The sequence below is a fragment of the Streptomyces sp. NPDC002306 genome, assembly GCF_053593435.1.
The window spans coordinates 45,786-70,116 of sequence record NZ_JBSFCK010000014.1; the positions used below are offsets into that span (position 1 = coordinate 45,786).

The 24,331-nt window shown below is 72.5% G+C and carries 17 protein-coding genes and 1 tRNA gene; 9 read left to right on the forward strand and 9 right to left on the reverse strand.

The annotated features are described in order from the left end of the window. Positions 1 to 81 precede the first annotated feature (81 nt). Positions 82 to 153: transfer RNA gene (locus ACWCQK_RS25540), tRNA-Gln, on the reverse strand. A 346-nt stretch (positions 154 to 499) separates the two neighbouring features. Between ACWCQK_RS25540 and ACWCQK_RS25545 the strand changes: the two genes are divergently transcribed. Then, on the forward strand, positions 500 to 1,846 hold the full coding sequence (locus tag ACWCQK_RS25545; RefSeq protein ID WP_451158619.1) for a sensor histidine kinase: 1,347 nt from the start codon (positions 500 to 502) through the stop codon (positions 1,844 to 1,846). Here ACWCQK_RS25545 and ACWCQK_RS25550 read toward each other — a convergent pair. Further along, the gene (locus ACWCQK_RS25550) at positions 1,833 to 2,327 is read right to left on the reverse strand and encodes an SUKH-3 domain-containing protein (RefSeq protein WP_451158804.1); all 495 of its coding nucleotides are present in this window, start codon (positions 2,325 to 2,327) and stop codon (positions 1,833 to 1,835) included. The two genes, ACWCQK_RS25545 and ACWCQK_RS25550, sit on opposite strands and share 14 nt — an antisense overlap. Positions 2,328 to 2,390: 63 nt before the next feature. Further along, on the reverse strand, positions 2,391 to 2,927 hold the full coding sequence (locus tag ACWCQK_RS25555) for a YwqJ-related putative deaminase (protein WP_451158621.1): 537 nt from the start codon (positions 2,925 to 2,927) through the stop codon (positions 2,391 to 2,393). A gap of 302 nt (positions 2,928 to 3,229) precedes the next feature. Here ACWCQK_RS25555 and ACWCQK_RS25560 point away from each other — a divergent pair, with 302 nt between their 5' ends. The 3 genes from ACWCQK_RS25560 to ACWCQK_RS25570 all read left to right on the forward strand — a co-directional run bounded on the left by ACWCQK_RS25560 (position 3,230) and on the right by ACWCQK_RS25570 (position 8,266). Beyond that, the gene (locus ACWCQK_RS25560; protein ID WP_451158623.1) at positions 3,230 to 4,243 is read left to right on the forward strand and encodes an HNH endonuclease; all 1,014 of its coding nucleotides are present in this window, start codon (positions 3,230 to 3,232) and stop codon (positions 4,241 to 4,243) included. Positions 4,244 to 4,251: 8 nt separating this feature from the next. After that, positions 4,252 to 7,179 carry an SUKH-4 family immunity protein gene (locus ACWCQK_RS25565; protein WP_451158806.1) on the forward strand — a complete coding sequence of 976 codons (2,928 nt, stop codon included), beginning with the start codon at positions 4,252 to 4,254 and terminating at the stop codon, positions 7,177 to 7,179. Positions 7,180 to 7,378: 199 nt separating this feature from the next. Continuing rightward, complete coding sequence (locus ACWCQK_RS25570; RefSeq protein ID WP_451158625.1) at positions 7,379 to 8,266, forward strand: cellulose-binding protein; 888 nt, start codon at positions 7,379 to 7,381, stop codon at positions 8,264 to 8,266. Positions 8,267 to 8,358: 92 nt separating this feature from the next. On the opposite strand, the gene ACWCQK_RS25575 is transcribed toward ACWCQK_RS25570, so the two are convergent. From ACWCQK_RS25575 to ACWCQK_RS25585, 3 genes are all read right to left on the reverse strand, one after another. Next, the gene (locus ACWCQK_RS25575) at positions 8,359 to 9,969 is read right to left on the reverse strand and encodes a sodium/solute symporter (RefSeq protein ID WP_451158627.1); all 1,611 of its coding nucleotides are present in this window, start codon (positions 9,967 to 9,969) and stop codon (positions 8,359 to 8,361) included. After that, positions 9,966 to 10,418, reverse strand: coding sequence for a DUF485 domain-containing protein (locus ACWCQK_RS25580; RefSeq protein WP_451158629.1), 453 nt, complete (start codon positions 10,416 to 10,418; stop codon positions 9,966 to 9,968). The genes ACWCQK_RS25575 and ACWCQK_RS25580 overlap by 4 nt, the downstream gene beginning before the upstream one ends. A gap of 329 nt (positions 10,419 to 10,747) precedes the next feature. Further along, positions 10,748 to 12,385, reverse strand: coding sequence for an MFS transporter (locus tag ACWCQK_RS25585; RefSeq protein WP_451158631.1), 1,638 nt, complete (start codon positions 12,383 to 12,385; stop codon positions 10,748 to 10,750). 501 nt (positions 12,386 to 12,886) lie between these two features. On the opposite strand from ACWCQK_RS25585, the gene ACWCQK_RS25590 reads away from it, so the two are divergent. From ACWCQK_RS25590 to mfd, 3 genes are all read left to right on the forward strand, one after another. Beyond that, complete coding sequence (locus tag ACWCQK_RS25590) at positions 12,887 to 13,675, forward strand: ABC transporter ATP-binding protein (protein ID WP_451158633.1); 789 nt, start codon at positions 12,887 to 12,889, stop codon at positions 13,673 to 13,675. After that, on the forward strand, positions 13,672 to 16,251 hold the full coding sequence (locus tag ACWCQK_RS25595) for an ABC transporter permease (protein WP_451158635.1): 2,580 nt from the start codon (positions 13,672 to 13,674) through the stop codon (positions 16,249 to 16,251). The genes ACWCQK_RS25590 and ACWCQK_RS25595 overlap by 4 nt, the downstream gene beginning before the upstream one ends. A gap of 303 nt (positions 16,252 to 16,554) precedes the next feature. Then, on the forward strand, positions 16,555 to 20,112 hold the full coding sequence (mfd, locus tag ACWCQK_RS25600) for a transcription-repair coupling factor (protein WP_451158637.1): 3,558 nt from the start codon (positions 16,555 to 16,557) through the stop codon (positions 20,110 to 20,112). A 194-nt stretch (positions 20,113 to 20,306) separates the two neighbouring features. Here mfd and ACWCQK_RS25605 read toward each other — a convergent pair whose 3' ends face one another. Beyond that, positions 20,307 to 20,492, reverse strand: a complete 186-nt coding sequence (locus tag ACWCQK_RS25605; RefSeq protein ID WP_451158639.1) for an antitoxin — start codon at positions 20,490 to 20,492, stop codon at positions 20,307 to 20,309. Positions 20,493 to 20,733: 241 nt separating this feature from the next. On the opposite strand from ACWCQK_RS25605, the gene ACWCQK_RS25610 reads away from it, so the two are divergent. Both ACWCQK_RS25610 and ACWCQK_RS25615 read left to right on the forward strand, forming a co-directional pair. Then, positions 20,734 to 21,453, forward strand: coding sequence for an HNH endonuclease family protein (locus ACWCQK_RS25610; RefSeq protein ID WP_451158640.1), 720 nt, complete (start codon positions 20,734 to 20,736; stop codon positions 21,451 to 21,453). Between the two features lie 139 nt (positions 21,454 to 21,592). Further along, positions 21,593 to 22,342, forward strand: a complete 750-nt coding sequence (locus ACWCQK_RS25615; RefSeq protein ID WP_451158642.1) for an N-acetyltransferase — start codon at positions 21,593 to 21,595, stop codon at positions 22,340 to 22,342. Between the two features lie 159 nt (positions 22,343 to 22,501). Here ACWCQK_RS25615 and ACWCQK_RS25620 read toward each other — a convergent pair whose 3' ends face one another. Then, positions 22,502 to 23,275, reverse strand: a complete 774-nt coding sequence (locus ACWCQK_RS25620; protein ID WP_451158644.1) for a hypothetical protein — start codon at positions 23,273 to 23,275, stop codon at positions 22,502 to 22,504. A 178-nt stretch (positions 23,276 to 23,453) separates the two neighbouring features. After that, a complete protein-coding gene (locus tag ACWCQK_RS25625) occupies positions 23,454 to 24,155 on the reverse strand; it encodes a hypothetical protein (RefSeq protein WP_451158646.1) in 702 nt (233 codons plus the stop codon). Positions 24,156 to 24,331: the final 176 nt, after the last annotated feature.

Sequence of the window (24,331 nt, forward strand, 5' to 3'; positions counted from 1 at the left end):
GATACCGGGGCGTTTCGTGAGAGACATGAGAGCGGGCCCCGACAGTGCTGTCAGGGCCCGGACGCGTGTTGTGTGTTGCGGCTCCCCCGCCAGGACTCGAACCCGGACAGATGGCACCAAAAGCCACAGTGCTGCCAATTACACCACGGGGGAACAATATCGGCTGAACCAGACATTTGGTCAGGCCGCCGAGTTGGCACCCAACACTATGCCGTACCAGGCGCCTTCCATGCGACGGTACGACATCGCGCTCTCGACGCCGACGGGTCCGGCGTACCCGCGGGGAGAACGAACCCCTCGACGTCCGCGTGCTCGTCGCTCGCATGTGCCATGGGCGTGCCGTCCGGACGGAATGTGAGGTTCCGTGGTCGAACACGTGGTGGTTCAGGAGTTCGAGCGATACCGGGGGGTTTCGTTGCTCTTCGATGGCGGGGTGTGGTGTGGGCCAGTCGTGGAAACTCGCCGGAAAAGGCCGGGCCGCCGCCCGTAGGCTGGGGACATGACCACGACGGGGGAAGACCGCGCCGCGGCCCGCACGGGGCCGTGGTGGTGGGCGAGGTGGCGTAGTGCCGCGCTGGACGGGGCGCTGGCGGCGCTGTCCGCGGTGGAATGCGCGTTCGAGGGTGTGCGATTCGGGCGGGACGCGGGGATCCCGTTGGCCGCGGGGGTGGGGTTCGGGCTGCTGGCCGGTTCGGTCCTGCTGATCCGGCGGAAGTGGCCGATCGCCGTCGTGCTGGTGTCGATCGCGATCACGCCGGCCCAGATGGGTTACCTGATGGGCATCGTGGGCCTGTACACGCTGGCCGCGTCGGAGCTGCCCCGTCGGATCATCGCCTCGCTGGCGGGGATGTCCCTGGTGGGGACGCTGATCGTGATGCTGGTGCGGGTGCGCCAGGACATGGCGCGCGGGGATTTCGCGCTGGGTGACTGGTTCATACCGTTCGCTTCGATCACGACGTCGCTGGGGCTGACGGCGCCGCCCGTGCTGCTCGGCCTGTACGTGGGGGCGCGGCGGCGGCTGATGGAGAGCCTGCGGGAGCGGGCCGACAGCCTCGAGCGGGAGCTTCAGCTGCTGGCCGAGCGGGCGGAGGAGCGGGCGGAGTGGGCGCGCAACGAGGAGCGGACGCGGATCGCGCGGGAGATGCATGACGTCGTCGCGCACCGGGTGAGCCTGATGGTGGTGCACGCGGCCGCGCTCCAGGCGGTGGCCCGCAAGGATCCGGAGAAGGCGGTGCGCAACGCCGCCCTGGTCGGGGACATGGGGCGGCAGGCGTTGACCGAGCTGCGGGAGATGCTCGGTGTGCTGCGCAGCGGTGACGGCGCGGCGGGGCGGGGCGAGCGCCCCTCGGTGCCGTTGGCCGCGGTGGGGGCGGCGGCGGCCGCGGCGGCCTCGCGGGCGGCCGACGAGGCGGAGGGGCCGTGCCTGGAGGAACTGGAGGAGTTGGTGGGGCAGTCGGCGGCCGCGGGGATGGTCGTGGATCTGTCGGTGGAGGGGGAGTCGCGGTCGTATCCGCCGGAGGTGGAGCAGACGGCGTACCGGGTGGTGCAGGAGGCGTTGACGAACGTCCACAAGCACGCGGCGGGCGCGAAGACGTATGTGCGGCTGGCGCACCGGCGGTCGGAGATCGCGATGCAGGTGGAGAACGAGCCGCCGTCGGAGGGGTCCTCGGCGTCGTCGGCGCGGCTGCCGTCGGGGGGCAACGGGCTGGTCGGGATGAAGGAGCGGGTGACGGCGCTCGGGGGCGCGTTCGTGTCGGGGCCGACGGACGCGGGGGGCTTCCGGGTGTCGGCGGTGATTCCGTCGGTGCCGCCGGTCGCGTCGGCGCGGCGGTTCACCCCGCGGTGAGCCGGACGGGTTCGATGCCGCAGACGAGGACGGCGAGGGCCTGGTCGAGGTCGGGGCCGAGGTACCAGTCGCCGGTGTGGTCGAGGGTGTAGACGCGGCCTTCGGTGTCGATGGTGAGGACGGCCTGGGAGTCGGTCTCGGCGCCGAGGGGGCAGACCTCGGTGTCCAGGGCGCGGCCGAGGTCGCCGAGGGTGCGGGCCATGTGCAGGCCGTGCAGGGGGTCGAGGTGGAGCGCGGTGGGGGTCACCCCCCGGCCGGGGCCGGGGGGTGTCAGGTGCAGGCCGCCGAACTCGGCCCAGGCTTCCACGGCGGCCGGGAACACGGTGTGGCGGTGTCCGGCGGGCGAGGTGTGTTCGCGCAGGGTGTCGGCCCAGATCTCGGCCTGTTTGATGTCCCACCGTCCGGGCTGCCAGCCGGCGGCGCGCAGGGCGGCGTCGACGGGGACGGGAAAACGGGTGGTCGAGGTGCGGTCCGGGTGCATCTGCCCTGCGTTCGTCGGGGTCATGGGGTGGTGCGGGGGAAGCCTGTGGGGGGGTGAGGGGGGTCAGTCGACGGTTTCCGCGGGGTCGACGACGCGGACGCCGAAGTGGGCGCTGAGGGTGGTGCAGGCGCGGCAGGGGGTGGCGAAGCCGCCGTGGAGGGGGTCGCCGTCCTCGCGGATGTGGCGGGCGGTGAGTTTGGCGCCCTTGAGGATCTTGCGGGCTTCGCCGTTGGTCATCGGTTTGCGGGCGGCGCGCTTGCTGCGGGCGGCGTCGGCGGCGCCGAGGTGGCGGGAGATGAGCAGTGCCTCGGCGCAGCGGCCGGTGAACCGGTCGCGCTGGGCGCTGCCGAGGGTGTCGAGGAAGTCCTGGACCAGGGGGTGCAGGGCGGGGGGCTGGTCGCCGCGGGCGGCGGTGCCGGTGAGGGTGGCGCCGCGTACGGAGAGGGCGGCGGCGATGGTGGGGAGTATGCCGTCGCGGCGGTGGTGGAGCGTGGGCGCGTGGGCCGTTTCGGTGGCGCTCCAGCCCACCCGTGGGTCCCCGGACGTGGCTGAGCGTGGCCCGGCGTGCGGCCCCGTTTGCGTCGCGTTCATGATCGTCATCCCCTCCCGAGCATCCCCCCGGCGGACCCAGGGTGCCAAATCGCGTGGCTGGTGCGGAAGCTGGGGCGGTGCGACACGCCCGGGTTTGGGCGGGCTGTCACGGCGGGGTGACGGCTGGTCACGGAACTGGAGGCCCGGTGACCGGTGTCGTCGTACCGCATAGGCTGTCGCCACCGTGCTGCGCGCGGTCAACGCGCGTGCGCGACCGTAGGAGACAGTCCGATACGGGCCGTGGTGCGCCGGAGCCGGAAGCGGAACCGGAGCGCTGGGGGTCGTACAGAGTGCCGCAGGGGGCAACCGCCATGACGACAGGTCGGCTCGGGCAAGCCGCGCCGCCGAACGCGGCCTATGCCGGGCAGGTCGTGCACTTCCCGGATCCGGTCCGGGCCGCCCGCCACCCGAGGGGGGTGCGGGTCGACGAGCACGGTTATCCCGACTTCTCGCCGTACGCGCGTGCCGCCGCGGAGATCGCGGAGCCGCCGGAGGGTTTCGGGGTCGACGAGTTGCGGTTGACGGACTACGTGTCGGCGAACGCGGCGATGTCGGCGTCGGGGCACGAACTGTGGGACACGGTGGCCGACGTGGCCACTCCCCATGGCTGGACGTGGCATCACGTGGTGGGTTCGCGGCGTCTGGAGCTGGTGCCGGTCGAGGTGAAGGCGTTGCTGCGGCACCACGCCGGGATCGCGACGACGTCGGTCGACCAGGGGAAGCGGGGGACGCGGCCGTTGCAGGAGACGCGGCCCGCGCACTTCGGGCTGCCGAAGTCGGGTGCCGCGGTGTCGGAGCAGCAGGTGCAGGGGGTCGAGGAGGACCTGGGGTACCGGCTGCCGGGCGCGTACCGGTCGTTCCTGAAGGCGGCCGGCGGTTGTGCGCCGGTGGGCACCGCGCTGGACGCGGAGCTGGGGCTGCTGATCGACCAGCCGTTCTTCACGGTGCGGGACGAGGCGGCGGTCAACGACCTGGTGTATGTGAACAAGTGCCTGCGGGACCATTTGACCAAGGATTTCCTGGGGGTCGGTTTCGTGCAGGGCGGGTTGCTGGCCGTGAAGGCGAAGGGCGACCGGATCGGTTCGGTGTGGTTCTGCGCGTACGACGATGTGCGGGACGCGGATCCGGGCTGGGCGCCGGCGGAGCGGGTGGAGCGGTTGCTGCTGCCCTGCGGTGAGGACTTCGACGTCTTCCTGTCGCGGCTCGCGGGCAGCCCGCCGGAGTTGGAGACGGTGGCGAACCTGATGGTGGACGGCGGGTTCGCGCGGGCGGTGCCGGTGTCCTCGGCGGCTTCCGCCGTGTCAGCGGCTTCGGTGGGGGAGTGACTTCGGCGATGGTGACGTACGCGCAGGCGCAGGAGCGCGCGGAGGAGTGGGTCAACGGGGACGTCCCCGCGTACCAGCATCGTGAGGTGCGGGTGCGGGAGTTCGGCCTCGGGTTCGTGGTGTGGGCCGAGGACCGCGCGGACGGGCCGCGTTCGGACGGCGGCGCGCAGCGGCTGGTGATCGCGCGGGACAGCGGGGAGGCCACGCTGTGGCCCGCGCTGCCGGTGGGTGAGGTGATCCGCCGGTACGAGGAGGAGTACGGCCGTGTCGAGGACGCGGTGGCCGACGCGGTGCCGGCGCCCGCGGCGCGGGTGGATCTGAACCAGACGTCGTTCTTGTTGAGTCCGCCGGAGTGGTTGCAGGAGGCGGCGGACAGGCTGGGCATTCCGGACCGTCGGGGCGAGGGCGCCCGGGCGGCCGCAGGTGGTCCCGACGGGGTTTCGGGGGGCGGGAGTTCGCTTCCGGAGACTCAGGTGGGGGTGCCGGGGGCGGCGGCCGCGTCCGCTGGTGCGTCGGGTCATTCGGGGGCGCGCGGTGGGCTGAGTGCGCCCGGCGTGCAGGGCCCGCAGGGCGGCGCGTCCGGCAGCGGGGTGTCGTGGCCCGCCGCGGGGGCGGGGAGTGACGACGGCGCGGGAGCGCCTGGTGTGCCCGCGGGGGCGACGCCCTGGGCGGGTACGGACACCAACGGGGACTCCGGTGACGACCGTTCCGTACCGCTGCCCGCGACCGTGTTCGCGCCGCCGCTGAGCGGCGCCGACGACGGCCCGCCGTCCCCGGCGCGGCCGGACGCCGAGACGGCGCTGATGTCGGGCGGCAGCCAGCTCCCGCCGACGGCGGTGACGCCCGTGCTCGACAGTTCGTTCCCGCCGGGGGCGCCCGGCGCGCCGTACGGGTATCCGCAGGGGCAGCAGCAGGCTCCGGGCGGTCAGGCCGCGACGTACGGATATCCGCAGGGTCCGGGTGCGCCCGCCGCTCCGGGTGCGCCGGTGCCGGGGACCGTGCCGGGCGGTACGCCGCCCGTGCCGCCGGGTGCCGAGACGTACGGGTATCCGCAGGGACAGCGGCCCGCTCCGGGTACGCCGCCGGGTGCCCCGCAGTACGGGTATCCACAGGGTGCGGGGGCCCCCGGCGGGCCGGGCGCGCCCGCCGGTCCGCCGCAGGGCGCGCCCGCGCCTGGGGCGTCCGCGTACGGGAATCCGCAGGGCTCGCCCCGGCCGCTGCCGCCGAACGCCGGGGACATCGCCGACGCCGCGACCAGCAAGGCGGCACCGCCGCGTCGTGCGCGCGGTGGCGCCGGTGCGCCGCCGCCTCCGCCGGGCGTTCCGGGCGTCCCGGGTGCGCGGCCGGACGGCCCGTCGCCCGCCGCGCCGGCCGGTCCCGGCGCGCCCGGTGCGCCGGGGGCTCCGGCGGGCGGATACGTACCCACGCAGTTGGTGTCGGCGCTCGGGCCCGAAGGGCCCCAGGGACCCCAGGGGCCCGGCGCCCCCGGGATGCCGCCCGCGCCGGGCGCACCCGGCGGTACACCGCCGGGGGGTGCCCACCACGCCGCCACGATGCTGGCCGACCCGGGCCGGATCGGTGCGGGCGCCCCGGGTACGCCGCCCGCGCCGCAGCCTCCGGGCGTTCCCGGTGGGCCGACCGCGCCGAATCCGCCCGGCGCTCCGGGTGCGCCCCACCCGCCGGGCGTCCCCGGTTTCCCGGGCGCACCCGCCGCTCCGGGAGTTCCGGGCGTCCCGGGTGTTCCCGGTGCCCCCGGTTCCGTAGGGGGCGGGCAGGGTGCCGTGCATCACGCGGAGACCATGCTGGCCGGGCCCCCGGTGGGTGGCCCCGGCGCGTTCCCGCCGCCGCCCGCGCCGGTCGCCCCCGGTATGCCCGGTGTGCCGGGTGCTCCGGGCGGGCCCCAGCCGATGGCGCCGGGTGCCGTGCCGCCGCCGGTTCAGCCCATGCCGTCGCCCAGCGCGCCGCCCACGGTCGGTCCGGGTTACCAGGCCGTGTTGCGCTACCGAGCCCAGGACGGTTCCGAGCAGCAGCTGATCCGGCGTTCCGCGCCGGGTACGCCGCATCCGGAGTGGCAGATCTTCCACGAGCTGCGCGGCATGAACGTCCCGCCGGACCAGGTGCTGGAGCTGCACACGGAGCTGGAGTCGTGCGAGCTGCCGGGTGCGTACTGCGCCCGGATGATCCGGGAGCAGTGGCCGCAGGCACGGATCGCGAGCATCGCGCCGTACGGCACGGATCACGCGAGCCGCCAGCAGGGCATGCGGCAACTGCTGGCGCATCAGGGCGAGTTGCATCAGGTGGCGGACGGACCCGCGCGCCCGGCGCCGGTGCGCGCACCGTTGCCGCCGGTGCAGGCGGCGCCGCCGATCCCGCCCGAGGGTGTCGCGCAGGAGCTGGCGGCGGCGTTCGGGCCGGGGGTGTTCCGGTTCGAGCAGGCCGCGGTGTCCCGCCAGGGTGTGCCGCCGGTCGTGGCGCACACGCTGGTGGTGGCGGGTCTGCCGGCGGACATGGGCCCGTTCTTCTGGGCGCAGGCCCAGCCGGGACGGCCGGTGCCGACCCTCGCGGAGCTGGCGCAGGAGCGTGGTGTGCAGCCGTCGCCGGACGCGGGCTCCTACCTGGTGATGGGCAGCGACTTCGGCAAGGCGATCTGTGTGCAGTACGGCACGGCGAACATCGTCGCCGTGCCCGTGGAGGCGGGGCCCGGCGGTGTGTCGGTGCCGCCGCAGTTCGTGAACACGGGTCTGCCGGAGTTCGCCCGCTGTCTGGCACTGCTCGGCCGCATGTGGCGGCTGCGCTTCGGCCTGAACCAGGAGCAGGCGGGCCGCTGGACCGTCGACTTCCAGGCGCAGCTGGCCTCGCTGGACCCGGCGGCGCTCGGCTCGCCGGAGAGCTGGTGGTCGGTGCTGCTGGAGCAGATGTGGGACGGGCTGCTCTGACCGGGTAGGAGCGGCGGATCCAGCGGACAAGCGGGGCGGCCCCGGTCGAGTGACCGGGGCCGCCGTCCTTTTGGGCTCTGTGTCCGTTCCTGCCGTGACGTGTCTGCGGAGTGTCGCGTTATGAACACTTGCGCCCGGTATATCAGGATGTGCGCCACATCGTCATGCCGTGTGTGCATGGTGGAGAGGGGCTCCCGGGATGAGCAGCGCATCGGTGTCGCCGCACGGCTTCGTGACCGTCCGAGGGCGCGGCTACCGCCCCGAGCAGGTCGACGCGCGCACGGCCGCGCTCTCCCGCGAGCGTGACGCCTCCTGGGAGCGCGCCGCCCGGCTCACGGTGCTCGCCAAGGAGATGGAGACGGCGGCGGCCGGGTTGCGCGAGACGGTCGCGCGGCTCGCCCCGCAGACGTACGAGTCGCTCGGGGAGCGTGCGCAGCGGGTGTTCCGGCTCGTGGAGGAAGAGGCGGCGGCGGTGCGGGAAGACGCGCGCGGTGCGGCGCGGCAGCAGGTCGCGCAGGCCGAGGAGGATGCCCTGGCGGTGCGTCGGACGGCGCGGGAACGCGCGGACGGGATCCGCGAGGAGGCCGAGGAAAGCGCCGGTCAGGGGCTGCTCGTGGCACGCGCCGAAGCCGACGGGCTCCGCATCGGCACCCGGCGGGAGGTGAAGGAGGCCCGCAGCGAGGCCCTGTCCGCACTGCGCGAGGCGCGCCGGCGCACCGCCGCGGCGCTCGCCGAACAGGCCGAGGAGCACGCCGGGCGGTGGGCCGAGGCGGAGCGGGTGGCGGTCGAGCACGCGGACGCGCTCGACGCCCGCCACGCCGGCCTGGTCGCGCGCGCCGAGGCCGGGCTCGGCGAGGCGCGGCAGGCGTGCGCCGACGCCGAGCGGTCGGCGCATCGCGGGCAGGAGGAGGCGCGGGCGCGCGCGGCCGAGCTGCTGGCCGAGGCCCGGGTCAGGGCCGACCGGATCGCGCGGGACACGGAGCAGGTGCTGCGGGAGCACGGGGAGCGGTGGGACGACGTACGCGCCCACATGGACCATGTACGCAGCAGCCTCACCGCCCTGACCGGCCGCGCACCGGTGGAGTAGCCCCCACGCCCGCTCGCACGCCGGGTCACTTCCGCCGGCCCGCCGCCCGTGGGCCCGCCACCCGCTCGCTCGTCTCACTTGTCTCGCGCGTCTCACTCGTCCCCGCGTACCGCTCCCGCCAGCAGCCGGCCCTCCACCGCCTCGTACTGCCGGCGCTGCTCCCGCGCCTGCCGGCGGCCCGAGACGACCGTGCCGAGCCAGCCGAGGGCGAAGCCCAGCGGGATGGTGACCAGGCCGGTGGTGGTGAACGGGAACCAGGTGAAGTCGGCCTCGGGGAAGGCGGAGGCGGGCGAGCCCGAGACCAGGTTGGTGCCCGGCATCAGCAGCAGGACCGAGAGCGAGCCGCCGATGAGCGTCCACAGCAGGCCGGTCCGGGTGTAGCGGCGCCAGAAGAGGCCGTAGACCAGGGCGGGGGCGATGGCCGAGGCGCTCAGGCAGAAGGAGAGCGTGATCAGCGGCTGGAGGCTGCGGTGCTGGACCTGGGTGGCCAGCAGGACCGCGGGGATGCCGACCGCCAGGGCGAAGAGGCGGGCCAGCAGCATCTCGCGGCGCGGGGTCATCTCCCGCGCCCGGGCCGCGAACACGTCGTGGGCCAGCGAGTTGGCGCAGGCCAGGATCATCCCGGCGACGGAGGCGAGCACCGTCAGGAAGATCGCCGTGGTGACGGTCGTGAACAGCAGGGTCTCCGCCGTCGACACGTCGGGACCGAAGGCCGCGCGCGAGCCCAGCAGATAGGCCGTGTTGCCCTGCGGGTCGGCGCGTGCGATCGCGGCCCGGCCGAGCAGCGCGGTCGCGCCGAAGCCGACGACGGTGATGACGAGGACGAACAGGGCCACGCCCGACACCGCCCAGGACATCGAACGGCGCACCTGACGGGCGCTGGAGGCGGTGTACATGCGCATGGTGATGTGGGGCAGGCAGCCGCCGCCCAGCACCACGGTCAACTCGGACGTGACCATGTCGAGCCGGGGATGGGCACCGCCGGTGAACTGCAGCCCGGAGTGCAGGAAGGCGGCGCCGACCCCGCTCTGCCGCGCCGCCGCGTCGAAGAGGGTGCCCGGGTTCCAGTCGAAGCGCTGGAGGATCAGTACGGCCACCACGGCGCCCGAGCCGAGCAGCATCACGATCTTCAGCATCTGGATCAGGGCGGTGCCCTTCATCCCGCCGATCGCCGCGTAACTGATCATCAGCGCGCCCAGTCCCAGGACGCAGGCCGTCTTCAGGGAGTCGCCGGAGAAGCCGAGGATGAAGGCGAGCAACTGGCCGGTTCCCGCGAGCTGCACCAGCATCAGCGGCAGCAGCGCGGCGAGGGTCACCGCGCACGCGGCCATCCGCACGGTACGTCCGGGCATCCGGCGGGCGAACGCGTCGCCCATGGTGAACCGGCCCGCGTTGCGCAGGGGTTCGGCCAGCAGGAACATCAGGAGCAGCAGCGACAGCGCGGTACTCAGCGCGAGCACGACCCCGTCGTAGCCGCACAGGGCGATCACCCCGCCGGTGCCGAGGACGGTCGCCGCGGAGATGTAGTCACCGGCGATCGCGAGGCCGTTGCGTAGCGGGGAGAGCGAGCCGTAACCGGTGTAGAACGCGTCGAGGTCGTCGTTGTCCGGGCCGGTCATCACACACAGCAGCAGGGTGAGGGTGGCCACGGCCGTGAAGGCGATCAGGGACATGCTCTGCGCGCTGTCGCTGAAGCCGGTCATCGGGCGGCCCCCCGCTTGGCGTCGAGTTCGGCCAGTCTGCGGATGCGGTCCGCGAGCGGGTCGACATGGCGCCGGGCGGTGTGTTCGTAGAGCGCGATCGCCAGCCAGGTGACAGGGAGTTGGAGCAGGGCGAGCAGCAGTCCCGCGGGCAGGCCGTCGGTCACCGGGCGGGTCATGAACGACGGTGCCAGGGCGGACAGCAGCAGGAACACCGTGAAGTAGCCGAGTGCGGTGAGCGTGGCCACGCGCCGCTGCCGGCGGTAGGCGCCGCGCAGGATCCGCAGGTCGCTGTGGCGGCCGAGCGACTCGCGGCGGGGCCGGCGGCGCGGGACGGGCTCCGGCGGCCGCTGTGGCTGCCAGGGGTAGGTGGGGGGCTGCTGCGGCGGGTGGTGCGGGTGCTGAGGGTGGTGCGGGTGATGTGGGTACGACGAGTACGGGTCATGTGTCATCCCGGGCTCCTTGCGTGGCTCGGGTCCGTGGCGGCGGACCGCAGGGAGGTGGGGGTGCGGTTCCCGCACGCTACTCGGGCCGATTCCCGTGCGGGCGTTTTTCGCCGAACTGGGCGGTAGGTATGCGCTTGCCCGTGCGACCTGCGGTGTTACCCGCGTTAACCCGGGAGGGGGCCGGCCGGTCTCCGGGAACGGATCGGCCGGTCTTCGGGCGCGGATCGGCCGGTCTTGGGGCGCGGGCCGCGTCGGCCTCCGGGGCGGATGGGATCGGCCTCCGGGGTCGGCGAGGTCGGCCTCCGGGGTCGGGTCGGGTCGGTCTCCGGAGTGGATCAGTCGGTTCCCGGGAGGGTGTCGGCCGGTCCCGGGATGGTGTCGGTCTTCGGAGCGGGTCGTTCGCTGCCGGGAGCCGGCCGGTCCGTCTCCGAAGTGGGCGGGCCGGCCTCCGCGGTGGGCCGGTCGGCGGAGTTCCGCAGTACCGGGAAACGGCGTGGTGCCACGAACAGCAGCACCAGGAAGGCGAGCGCGGCGGCGCAGGCCGCGCCGAGGTACACCGCGTGCACCGCGTCCGCGACGGCCCGGCGGGTGGCCTCCGGCGCCGCGCCCCCGTCCAGTCCCCGGGTGACGGAGTCCAGGTCGCCCGTCCCGCCCAGGTGCGCCGCGAGCACCCCGTTGGCGACCGCGCCGAAGACGGCGGCGCCGATCGTCTGGCCGGTCTGCCGGCAGAACAGCACGGACGCGGTGGTCGTGCCGCGTTCCGCCCAGCCGACCGTCGACTGCACGCCGATGATGAGAGGGAGCTGGAACAGGCCCAGGGCGGCGCCGAGCAGCAGCATCAGCAGCGTCGGCTGCCAGGCCTGGCCGGGATAGGGCAGGAAGAGGAACGCGAACAGGATCAGGGTGGCCACGCCGATGCCCAGCATCGCGGTGTCGCGGAAGCCGATCCGCCGGTACACGTGCTGGCTGAGCGCGGCCGCCACCGGCCAGCTCAACGTCCATACGGACAGCACGAATCCGGCGGCGACGGGAGCCAGGCCCAGCACCGACTGCGCGTACGTGGGCAGGAACACGGTCGGTGCCACCATCAGCAGGCCCAGCGCCCCCAGCGCGAGGTTCACCGCCGCGATCGTGCGGCGGCGCCACACCCACCCCGGGATGATCGGCTCGGCGGCCCGGCGTTCGACCACGACGACCAGCGCGACCAGGGCGAGTCCGGTGCCGAACAGGGCCATGGACGGCGTCGACAGCCACGGCCACGCCACCCCGCCCTGCACCAGCGCCGTCAGCAGGACGCCACCGCACGCGAACACCGTCAGCGCGCCCGCCCAGTCGATCCGCGCGCGTGCGCCGGACGCGCGCCGCGACTCCCGGCGCGGCTCGTGCAGATGGCGCACGATCAGCCACAGCGCGACCGCGCCGATCGGCAGGTTGACCAGGAAGATCCAGCGCCAGTCGGCGTAGGCCGCCAGTACCCCGCCCAGGCCCGGGCCCGCGACCGCCGACACCGCCCACACGGTGGACAGCTTGGACTGGATCTTCGGGCGTTCCTCCAGCGGATAGAGGTCGGCCGCGAGGGTCTGCACCGTGCCCTGCAACGCCCCGCCGCCCAGGCCCTGCACGATGCGGAACGCGATCAGCGCCGCCATGTTCCAGGCGAGCGCGCACAGCAGGGAGCCCAGCAGGAAGACGGCCGCGCCGGCCACCAGCACCGGCTTGCGGCCGAAGGTGTCGGAGAGCTTGCCGTAGACCGGGAGGGAGACCGTCACCGCGAGCAGATAGCCGGAGAACAGCCAGGAGAAGACGGAGAAGCCGCCGAGGTCGCCGACGATCTGCGGGACGGCGGTGGAGACGATGGTGGAGTCGAGGGCCGCCAGCGCCATCGCGAGCATCAGCGCGGCGACCACCGCGCCCCGCTGTCCGGTGGCCGCGCGCTGTGCGGTGCCGCGTATCGCAGGTGTCGTACCGCTCACCGGATCCCCTTCCCGTGCCCCATGCAACGATCCCGCCCGACAGCTTCCCACTTGATCCTGACGCGACGGGAGGGCGGACGCTGGTCGGGCCGACGGGTGGAGCGGCCCCTGGCGGGCTTCTCCACCCGGCGGTGGACCGCCCCTAGGGGTATCTCCGTACAACGGCTCGGGGACGGTTCGTACCGCCGGAGGAGGAGACGGCCCCGGTGCCGTCCCTAGGCTGGCTCTACTTCGTCGGGGCGCCCCACCGCCACCGCCGGAGGGTGGGGTTAACCCCCCGGAAAGAGGGTGCCGGGCACCAGCGCGCCGGCCCCGCGTCCGCCGACAGACTGAGTGTCGTACCGAGGACGGTCCGACGACGGACCGACGGCGGGACGACCACGTACCGACGCACACACACATCGACGCACCCACACGCATCGACGCATCGACTCGCATCGACGCACACACGCGCACCGGGGACCGGTGCGTCCATCTGCAGACTGATATAGGAGATATACCGTGACATCGGCTGTGACCATCACCAGGCACGGGGGCACTGGAGGGCGTACGGCCGTTGCCGCGCGAGCGCGCCAGGTCGTCAAGGCCTACGGGTCCGGAGAGACCCGTGTCGTCGCGCTCGACCACGTCGACGTGGACATCGCCCGGGGTCAGTTCACCGCGATCATGGGCCCCTCGGGGTCGGGCAAGTCCACACTGATGCACTGCCTCGCCGGGCTCGACAACGTGACGAGCGGTCAGATCTACCTGGACGAGACCGAGATCACCGGCCTGAAGGACAAGAAGCTCACCCAGCTGCGCCGGGACCGGATCGGGTTCATCTTCCAGGCGTTCAACCTGCTGCCGACGCTCAACGCGATAGAGAACATCACCCTGCCCATGGACATCGCCGGACGGAAGCCGGACCGGGCGTGGCTGGACCGGGTCGTGGACACCGTCGGCCTCGCCGGGCGGCTCAAGCACCGGCCCAGCCAGCTCTCCGGCGGCCAGCAGCAGCGCGTCGCCGTGGCCCGCGCGCTCGCCGCCCGCCCCGAGATCATCTTCGGTGACGAGCCGACCGGGAACCTCGACTCGCGGGCCGGCGCCGAGGTGCTCGGCTTCCTGCGCCAGTCGGTGGACGAGCTGGGCCAGACGATCGTGATGGTCACGCACGACCCGGTGGCCGCCTCGTACGCCGACCGCGTGCTCTACCTCGCCGACGGCCGGATCGTCGACGAGATGTACAAGCCGACCGCCGACACCGTCCTCGACCGCATGAAGGACTTCGACGCCCGGGGGCGTACGTCATGACCGTGCTGAAGACCTCGATGCGCAACTTCTTCGCGCACAAGGGACGCATGGCCCTGTCGGCCGTCGCCGTCCTGCTGTCGGTGGCGTTCGTCTGCGGGACGCTCGTCTTCACCGACACCATGAACACCACCTTCGACAAGCTGTTCGCGGCCACCTCCTCCGATGTGACGGTGAGCGCGAAGAGCGCCTCGGACACCGGTGAGACGACGGCCGGCAACGGCAGGCCGCCGGTCATGCCGGCCTCCGTGCTCGCCGAGGTCCGCGCGGCGCGGGGCGTGAAGTCGGCGGAGGGGACCGTCTTCTCCAGCGCGGTGACCGTCGTCGACGCCGACAAGGACAACCTGTCGCCCTCCAGCGGCGCGCCCACCATCGTCGGCAGCTGGAACGCCAACGAAGCCCGCACCATGAAGATCACCTCCGGTGCCGCGCCCGAGGGCTCCGGTCAGGTCATGGTCGACGCGGACACCGCCGACAAGCACCACCTCGGCCTCGGTGACGAGATCGGCGTGATCAGCGCGGTCGGCACGCACACCGCGAAGATCTCCGGCATCGCCACCTTCACCGTCACCAACCCCGGCGCCGCGATCTTCTACCTGGACACCGCGACGGCCCAGCGCACCCTGGTCGGGAAGACCGGCGTCTACACGAACGTCAACGTCACCGCCGCCTCCGGGGTCAGCGACGCCCAGCTGAAGAAGAACGTGACGGCGCAGACCGGCGGCGCCTACAAGGTGCAGACCGCCAAGGAGACCGCCGACGCCAACCGCCAGGACGTGGGCGACTTCCTGAACGTGATGAAGTACGCGATGCTCGGCTTCGCCGGGATCGCCTTCCTCGTCGGCATCTTCCTGATCATCAACACCTTCTCGATGCTGGTCGCCCAGCGCACCCGCGAGATCGGTCTGATGCGGGCCATCGGCTCCAGCCGTCGGCAGGTCAACCGTTCCGTCCTCGCCGAGGCGCTGCTCCTCGGCGTGGCCGGCTCGGTCCTCGGCGTCGGCGCGGGCATCGGCATCGCCGTCGGTCTGATGAAGCTCATGGGCATGACCGGCATGAACCTCTCCACCGACGATCTGACGGTGGCCTGGACGACCCCGGTGATCGGGATGGTCCTCGGTGTCGTGGTCACGGTCCTGGCGGCCTACCTGCCCGCCCGCCGGGCCGGCAAGGTCTCCCCGATGGCCGCCCTGCGCGACGCGGGCGCCCCGTCCGACGCCAGGGCCGGTGTCGTACGGGCGGCGCTGGGCCTGCTCCTCACCGGCGCCGGCGGGTGCGGCCTCTACCTGGCGGCCGCCGCCGACAAGGCGAGCGAGGGCTCGCTGTGGCTCGGCATCGGCGTGGTCCTGAGCCTGATCGGGTTCGTGGTGATCGGCCCGATCCTCGCGGGCGGTGTGGTGCGGGTGCTGGGCGCGGTGCTGCTGCGGGCCTTCGGCCCGGTGGGACGCATGGCCGAACGCAACGCCCTGCGCAACCCGCGCCGTACCGGCGCCACCGGCGCCGCCCTGATGATCGGCCTCGCGCTGGTCGCCTGCCTGTCGGTGGTCGGCTCCTCCATGGTCGCCTCCGCGTCCGACGAGCTCGACAAGAGCGTCGGCACCGACTTCATCATCCAGAACGACGGCGGTCAGCCGATCACCCCGCAGGCCGTACGGGCGGTGAAGTCGACGCCGGGGCTGGCGCGGGTCACCGAGTACCGGGTCGCGGAGGCGGACTACACCACTCCCGACGGCAAGACGCTCAAGGGCACGGACATCACCGCCGCCGACCCGTCGTACGCCACCGACCTGCGCACCAAGACCGTCGCCGGGAACCTGGAGGACGCCTACCTGCCCGACTCGATGTCGGTGCACGAGAAGTTCGCCGAGGAGCACGGCATCCACCTCGGCTCGAAGATCAAGGTCGCCTTCAAGGACGGCGCCACCGCCGCTCTGACGGTCCGGGCCATCACCAGCAGCGACGTCGTCATCGACGCGGGCTCGAAGTACATCTCCACCGCCACGCTCGCCAAGTACGTGCCCGCCGAGAAGATGCCGCTCGACCAGCTCGTCTTCGCCTCGGCGAAGGACGGACAGCAGGCGGCCGCGTACACGTCGCTGAAGTCGGCCCTGCACGACTACCCGCAGTACAAGGTCCGCGACCAGAGCGACTACAAGCAGGCCATGAAGGACCAGATCGGGCAGCTGCTGAACCTGATCTACGGCCTGCTGGCGCTGGCGATCGTCGTGGCGGTCCTGGGCGTGGTCAACACCCTGGCCCTCTCGGTCGTGGAGCGCACCCGCGAGATCGGCCTGATGCGGGCGATCGGCCTCTCGCGCCGACAGCTGCGCCGCATGATCCGCATGGAGTCGGTCGTCATCGCCCTCTTCGGCGCCCTGCTGGGTCTGGGGCTGGGCATGGGCTGGGGCGCGACCGCGCAGAAGCTGCTGGCTCTGGAGGGCCTGAAGGTCCTGGAGATCCCGTGGCCGACGATCATCGGGGTGTTCGTCGGATCGGCCTTCGTGGGCCTGTTCGCGGCCCTCGTGCCGGCCTTCCGGGCAGGGCGGATGAACGTACTGAACGCGATCGCCACGGAGTAGCCCGACGCCACCGCATACGGGGGTTGCGGGGGACAGCCCGGCGCCGGAGAGTCTTGGGGGACTCTCCGGCGCCGGGCCTTTTTCCGTCCTGGCCGGGTCCCGTTCCGGCTGGGAACAGTTCTGGTTCGGGAGGGCTCGTCCGGTGTGGGGCGCGGGGCCGTCCGGTGGCTGTCCGGGCGGGGCGCCGGGCCGTGGTTGTCCACAGCTCCGGCGTGTGGCGGCGCACCGTCGTACCCTGGACACCCCCGGCCCGTCACACGTGTCGGGTCCTTCGCGTTGCCCACCCCGGACGGAAAGCCCTCCATGAGCCTGCACGGTCTGCTCGACGCCGTAGTCAAGGACACCGCCCTCGCGGAAGCGATCAAGGCGGCCGCCGACGGCAACCGGACGCATGTCGACCTCGTCGGCCCGCCCGCCGCCCGTCCCCTCGCGATCGCCGCGCTCGCCCGCGAGACCGGCCGCACGGTGCTGGCGGTGACGGCGACCGGCCGCGAGGCGGAGGACCTGGCGGCCGCCCTGCGCTCGCTGCTGCCGCCGGACGGCGTGGCCGAGTACCCGTCCTGGGAGACCCTCCCGCACGAGCGGCTCAGCCCGCGCAGCGACACCGTGGGCCGCCGCCTCGCCGTGCTGCGCCGCCTCGCCCACCCCCGTGCCGACGACCCCGAGACCGGCCCGGTCTCCGTCGTCGTGGCCCCGGTGCGTTCGGTGCTCCAGCCGCAGGTCAAGGGGCTGGGCGACCTGGAGCCCGTGGCCCTGCGCACCGGACAGACCGCCGATCTGAACGAAATCGTGGCCGCCCTCGCCGCCGCCGCGTACTCCCGCGTGGAGCTGGTCGAGAAGCGCGGTGAGTTCGCCGTGCGCGGCGGCATCCTGGACGTCTTCCCGCCCACCGAGGAACACCCCCTGCGCATCGAGTTCTGGGGCGACGACGTCGAGGAGATCCGCTACTTCAAGGTCGCCGACCAGCGCTCCCTGGAGGTCGCCGCGCACGGCCTGTGGGCGCCGCCGTGCCGGGAGCTGCTGCTCACGGACGACGTGCGCGCCCGCGCGGGTGCCCTCGCCGAGGAGCACCCCGAGCTCGGCGAACTCCTCGGCAAGATCGCCGAGGGCATCGCGGTCGAGGGCATGGAGTCCCTCGCCCCGGTCCTCGTCGACGACATGGAGCTCCTCCTCGACGTCCTGCCCGCGGGCGCCATGGCCGTGGTGTGCGACCCGGAGCGGGTCCGCACCCGGGCCGCCGATCTCGTGGCGACCTCGCAGGAGTTCCTCCAGGCCTCCTGGGCGGCCACGGCCGGCGGCGGCGAGGCGCCCATCGACGTCGGCGCGGCCTCCCTGCGGTCCATCGCGGACGTCCGCGAGCGGGCCCGCGAGCTGGGAACCATGTGGTGGTCGGTGTCGCCGTTCGCGGCGGACGACGAACTGACCGACACCTACGGCGCCGACGCGCCCGGGGACACCCTCAAGCTCGGCATGCACGCGCCCGAGACCTACCGGGGGGACACGGCCAGAGCCCTGGCCGACACCAAGGGCTGGCTCGCCGACGGCTGGCGCACGGTCTTCGTCACCGAGGCCCACGGGCCGGCCGCCCGTACGGTCGAGGTGCTCGGCGGCGAGGGCATCGCGGCCCGCCTCGACACCGACCTCGCGGAGATCTCCCCGTCCCTGGTGCACGTCGCCTGCGGCTCGATCGACTACGGCTTCGTGGACCCGGCGCTGAAGCTGGCCGTCCTGACGGAGACCGACCTGACCGGCCAGAAGGCGGCCGGCAAGGACGGCGCCCGGATGCCCGCGCGCCGCAGGAAGACCATCGACCCGCTGACCCTGGAGGCGGGCGACTACATCGTGCACGAGCAGCACGGCGTCGGCCGCTACATCGAGATGGTGCAGCGCACCGTGCAGGGCGCGACCCGCGAGTACCTCGTCGTGGAGTACGCCCCCGCCAAACGCGGCCAGCCCGGCGACCGCCTCTACATCCCCACCGACCAGCTGGAGCAGATCACCAAGTACGTCGGCGGCGAGGCGCCCACGCTGCACCGGCTCGGCGGCGCCGACTGGACCAAGACCAAGGCGCGCGCGAAGAAGGCGGTCAAGGAGATCGCCGCCGACCTGATCAAGCTGTACAGCGCGCGCATGGCCGCGCCCGGCCACGCCTTCGCCACCGACACCCCCTGGCAGCGCGAGCTGGAGGACGCCTTCCCGTACGCGGAGACGCCCGACCAGCTCACCACCATCGCCGAGGTCAAGGACGACATGGAGAAGACGGTCCCGATGGACCGGCTGATCTGCGGCGACGTCGGCTACGGCAAGACGGAGATCGCGGTCCGCGCCGCCTTCAAGGCCGTACAGGACGGCAAGCAGGTGGCCGTGCTCGTGCCGACGACCCTGCTGGTGCAGCAGCACTTCGGCACGTTCGGCGAGCGGTACTCGCAGTTCCCGGTGAACGTGCGCGCCCTGTCCCGCTTCCAGACCGACACCGAGGCGAAGGCCGTCCTGGAGGGCCTGCGGGAGGGCTCGGTGGACGTCGTCATCGGCACCCACCGGCTGTTCTCGGCGGAGACGAAGTTCAAGGATCTCGGTCTGGTCATCGTCGACGAGGAGCAGCGCTTCGGCGTCGAGCACAAGGAGCAGCTGAAGAAGCTGCGCGCCAACGTCGACGTGCTGACCATGTCCGCGACCCCGATCCCGCGCACCCTGGAGATGGCGGTCACCGGCATCCGCGAGATGTCGACGATCACCACCCCGCCGGAGGAGCGCCACCCGGTGCTCACCTTCGTCGGCCCGTACGAGGAGAAGCAGATCGGCGCCGCGATCCGCCGCGAACTGCTGCGCGAGGGCCAGGTCTTCTACATCCACAACCGGGTCGAGTCGATCGACCGCGCGGCGGCCCGGCTGCGCGAGATCGTCCCCGAGGCGCGCATCGCCACCGCTCACGGTCAGATGTCGGAACAGGCGCTGGAGCAGGTCGTCGTCGACTTCTGGGAGAAGAAGTTCGACGTGCTCGTCTCGACGACGATCGTCGAGTCCGGCATCGACATCTCCAACGCCAACACGCTGATCGTGGAGCGCGGCGACACCTTCGGACTGTCCCAGTTGCACCAGCTGCGTGGCCGGGTCGGCCGCGGCCGGGAGCGCGGCTACGCGTACTTCCTGTACCCGCCGGAGAAGCCGCTGACGGAGACGGCCCACGAGCGCCTCGCCACCATCGCCCAGCACACGGAGATGGGCGCGGGCATGTACGTGGCGATGAAGGACCTGGAGATCCGCGGCGCCGGAAACCTGCTCGGCGGCGAGCAGTCCGGCCATATCGCGGGCGTCGGCTTCGACCTGTACGTCCGCATGGTGGGCGAGGCCGTAGCCGACTACCGGCGTCAGCTGGAGACCGGTGGGGTCGAGGAGGAGCCGCCGCTCGAGGTCAAGATCGAGCTGCCCGTCGACGCACACGTCCCGCACGACTACGCGCCGGGCGAGCGGCTGCGTCTCCAGGCGTACCGCGCGATCGCCTCGGCCAACTCGGAGGCGGACGTCAAGGCCGTCCGCGAGGAACTCGTCGACCGGTACGGCAAGTTGCCCGAGCCAGTGGAGAACCTGCTGCTGGTGGCGGGGCTGCGGATGCTCGCGCGCGCCTGCGAGGTCGGCGAGATCGTGCTCCAGGGCACCAACATCCGTTTCGCGCCGGTGGAGTTGCGCGAGTCGCAGGAGCTGCGCCTGAAGCGGCTGTACCCCGGCACGGTCATCAAGCCGACGGCGCATCAGATCCTGGTACCCCGCCCGAAGACCGCGAAGGTCGGCGGCAAGCCGCTGGTCGGTCGGGAACTGCTCGGGTGGGTCGGGGAGTTCCTCGCGACGGTGCTGGGGTCGTAGCGATCACGGGGCGGGCCGGCGCCGTGTAGCGGTCACGGGGGCGGGCCGGCGTCGGGGCCGAGGTCGGGCTCCGGCGGCCGGCGGTCCCGTACGGACGAAGCCGTCCGGGAGGCGGTGCCTCCGTGGACGGCTTCATTCTCGGGTGTGTCGGTCGGTGCCCCCGCGGGCCCCGTTCCTCCGTCGGTCCGGAGGTCCTACCGCTGTTCGGGCCGGTCGCGGTCCATCCCGATCGCGCCCTCGGCTCGCTGCTGGGCGTCGTCGATCTGGCTTTCGTACTTCCCGCCCGTCTTCTCGTTGGCCTTCCGCTCCGCGGCGTCGGACATCTGTTTCGCCCTGTCCTGCGCCTGGCCGCTCTTCCTGAACCTGTCGAAGATCCCCATCCAGAGCTCCTTCCGAGGAGGCACTCACCAACGACGATACGCCCGACTTGTGAAGAATGCCTGATCACCCCGTTGGATTGGTCTAGTCCTCTCAGGGATTACGGTGTGCACGAGTCCGTTCCGGGCACCCTCTCCTTGCGGGGTGGAGCCGGGGAACAGGCCGGGGAAACGAAGCCGGACAGCGGTCCGGGGAAGCGAAGCCGGGGAAGCGAAGCCGGGGAACACAGGGGAGGGACGCGCCGTGAGGCGTCTGAGGGGTGGGGCGGCGATCGCCGTCGTGACGGTGCTGGCCGTGGCCGGGTGCAAGGAGCAGACCACGGGCTCCTCGGGGCCCGAACAGACCGGGGGCGGGGGCGGGGGAGCCGCGCTCACCGCGGCCCGGGCGCTGACCGTCAAGGGACGGGCGCCGAAGACGGGGTACGACCGGGACCGGTTCGGCACCGCCTGGGCGGACACCGACTCGAACAGCTGCGACACCCGCGACGACATCCTGAAACGGGACCTGAAGGAGCTGAAATTCTCCGGCGGGACCTGCAAGGTGACCTACGGCGTACTCGATCCCGACCCCTACTCGGGCAAGGACGTCACCTATCGGCGCGGCCGCAGCCTGGTCGACATAGACCACGTCGTGGCCCTCTCCGACGCCTGGCAGAAGGGCGCCAAGTACTGGGACGCGAGCAAGCGCATCGCCCTCGCCAACGACCCCCTCAACCTCCTCGCCGTCGACGCGAGCACCAACCGCGGCAAGGGGGACGGCGACACGGCGACCTGGCTGCCGCCCAACCAGGGCTACCGCTGTACGTACGTCGCCGCGCAGGTCGCGGTGAAGAAGAAGTACGAGCTCTGGGTGACCGCCGCCGAGAAGGCCGCGATGGAGAAGGTCCTCTCCGGCTGCTCGGGCCAGAAACTCCCCACCGGGGGCAACCCCACCGAGGCTCCGGCACGGTTCCACGCCGACTGACCGCCCGGGCCGACCGCCGTCCGGACGGGACCGGACGGGACCGGATGGGGCGGGGTGGGGCGGGACGGCCTGGGGCCGGCGGTGTGGAGCGCGGGAAAACCGGTTCTCCCGCGTTCCGGCCCACGTCTACGGTGGGCGCATGGAGTGGAAGTGGCAGGTGTCGAGTCTGGCCGAGCGCCCCGAGATGCTCGGGCGGATCGTCGACATGCCCGACAGCTGGCCGGAGTTCACCCTCAACGACCTCGTGGGCAACGCCCACTACGGCCGGATCGCCACCGAACTCCCGCACTACGTGCAGTTCGCGCAGGACGAGCACGGCGAGGTCGTCGCCCACGCCTACAGCGTGCCGTTCGCCCTCGCCGCCGAGGGGCGCGGCGAACTGCCCGCCCGCGGCTGGGACCAGGTGCTCGTATGGGCCTTCTCCGACCTGCGCCGAGGTGTCCTGCCCGACACCGTGAGCGCGATCTCGGTGGTCGTCGCCCCGCACGCCCAGGGCCGCGGTCTGTCCGCGGTCATGCTCCGCGCGATGCGCGACAACGCCCGTGCGCGCGGCTTCCGCGAGGTCGTCGCGCCCGTACGGCCCAGTGCCAAACACCTGGAACCGCACACGCCGATCGAGGAGTACGCGTACCGCACCCGTGCCGACGGTCTGCCGCACGACCCGTGGCTGCGCGTCCACGCCCGGGCCGGCGCGACCCTGCACGGGGTGGCACCGGCGTCGATGGCCGTCTCGGGCTCGCTGGAGGAGTGGCGCGCCTGGACGGGCCTGCCCTTCGCCACCCGGGGTGACGTCGAGGTGCCCGGGGCGCTGGTGCCGGTGCGCTGCGAACCGGAGCGCGGGTACGCGGTGTACGTCGAGCCCAACGTGTGGATGCGGCACGCCGTTTGAACACGGCCCGCACGCGTGCGACGGGCACGGACCCGCTCATGCGAACGGGCCCGCTCATGCGAACGGGCCCGCTCATGCGAACGGGCCCACTCGGGCGCAGGGGCCCGTACGTGCCGGCGGGCCCGCTCGTCGGAACGGACCCGTTCGGACGGTCCTCTCTCAGCCGGAGAACGCGTCCAGGTCCAGGATCTTGCCCGCGGGCTTCTTCGCCGGGACCGGCTTGTCGTAGTCGCTGAAGGTCACGGTCCCCGGGTCCGTCGCGGTCTTGCTGTCGATCCGCAGCAGGTACGGCTCGCCCTCGGTGGCGACGTACAGCGTGTACCGCTCCTTGCCGTCCTTCTCGTGCAGCACGATCGCGGGCGTGCCGTCGACCGTGGTGGTCTGTCCCCGGGTGGCGTTCGAGTTGCCGTCCTCCGCGCCGCCGAGCACCGCGTCCAGGTCGCAGAAGCCCGCGATGTCCTTGGCGTCCTGGCCCTTCGCGGCCATCTTGGTCCAGTTCCCGGCGAGCAAGGCGACGGCCGCGTCGGTGTCCGCCTTCGGTTCGCCCTTGCTCTGGGCGCGCAGGAACTCCTCGTCGTACCGCATGTACACGGTGTCGCCGGTCTTGATCAGGTCGGCCTTGCCCTGGCCGCCCATGCTCATGGTGCCGGCGCACTCGCCCCGCGTGTTCAGGGCCATGTCGATCCGGATCGTGCCGGCGCTCTCGTCGTCGGCGACGTCCCCCTTCATACGGAGGGAGGAGGCGGCGGTGGTGGCCTTCAGGGCCCGGTCGGCGATCTGCCCGCCGGTCAGTCCGGCGAACGGTTCCTTCGGCTTGGCGGACCGCGCGGAGCCCGGCTTGTCCTGCGCCTTGTCCTGGTCGGACAGGCAGCCGGTGAGACCCGCGGCGGCCGCGGTGACGAGACAGAGAGCGGCGAGTGCGGTACGACGCATGGGAATTCCTCGATGAAGACGGGACGATGAGGGACGGGACGATGCGGGACGGAACGCTGCGGGGACGGGCCGGGCCGGGCGGCGGCGCGGTGAACCTGGGCGGTGCGGTGCGGTGCGGTGCAGTGCCGCGGTGCGGTGGGCTGCGACGGTGCGGTGGGCCGCGAGGGCGCGGCGCCGGTCAGCCGGCCTTCTTCCAGTCCCCGCAGCCGGACGTCTTGAAGTAGGCGTCCTTGGCGCTGATCGTGACGACGGCCGTACCGGTGACGTTGTTGTTCGCGATGATCGAGTTCAGGCCGTGGCCGGCGTCCTTGGTGCGCTCCCAGTAGCAGGAGCCGTCGGCGTTGCCGGGGGACCTGTAGGTGCCGGGGGCGATGTCGGAGCCGACCCTGAACATGCCGCCGTCGCCGTCCATCGCGCCGGCCGGGGAGCCCTTGGCCTTGGCCTTGGTGTCGACGGCCTCCCAGTCCGTGCAGCCGCTGGACTTGAAGAGCTTGTCGGTGGCCTTGATCGTGACGTAACTGGTCCCGCTGACGTTGTCGTTGGCCAGCAGCGAGTCCAACTCGCCCGAGGCGTCCTTGGCGCGCTCCCAGTAGCACATGCCATCGCTGTTGCCGGTGGTGCGATAGGTGCCGGGCTTGACGTCCGAACCGACCTGGAACTCGCCGTCCCCCGCGATCGCGGCCTTCTTCTTCGCGACGGCCTTGGCCTCGTCGGTGGTGTTCTTCTTGCCGCCGGACTGCTGCGCCGCGGATGCCGAAGGGCCCTTGCCGGCGGTGCCGGCCGTACCGCCGTCGCCGTTGTCACCGGAGTTCGCCGAGGCGACACCGATGACGACGATCCCCACGACGGCGCCCAGCGCGACCTTGCCCTTCATGCCCATGACTGTTCCCTCCCCTGGCGCGGCGGCCGCCTCCGTGGCGGCCACTCGTTCGCTGGGTCAATAAGACCAGAGCTTGTGAACCGAGTCAACACGGTTCACAGAATGTCTGGCGTTCACGTCGTGAAGGGTTAGATCTTGCGTACGTCGGTATGCTCGACGTCACACAGGGGACGGGT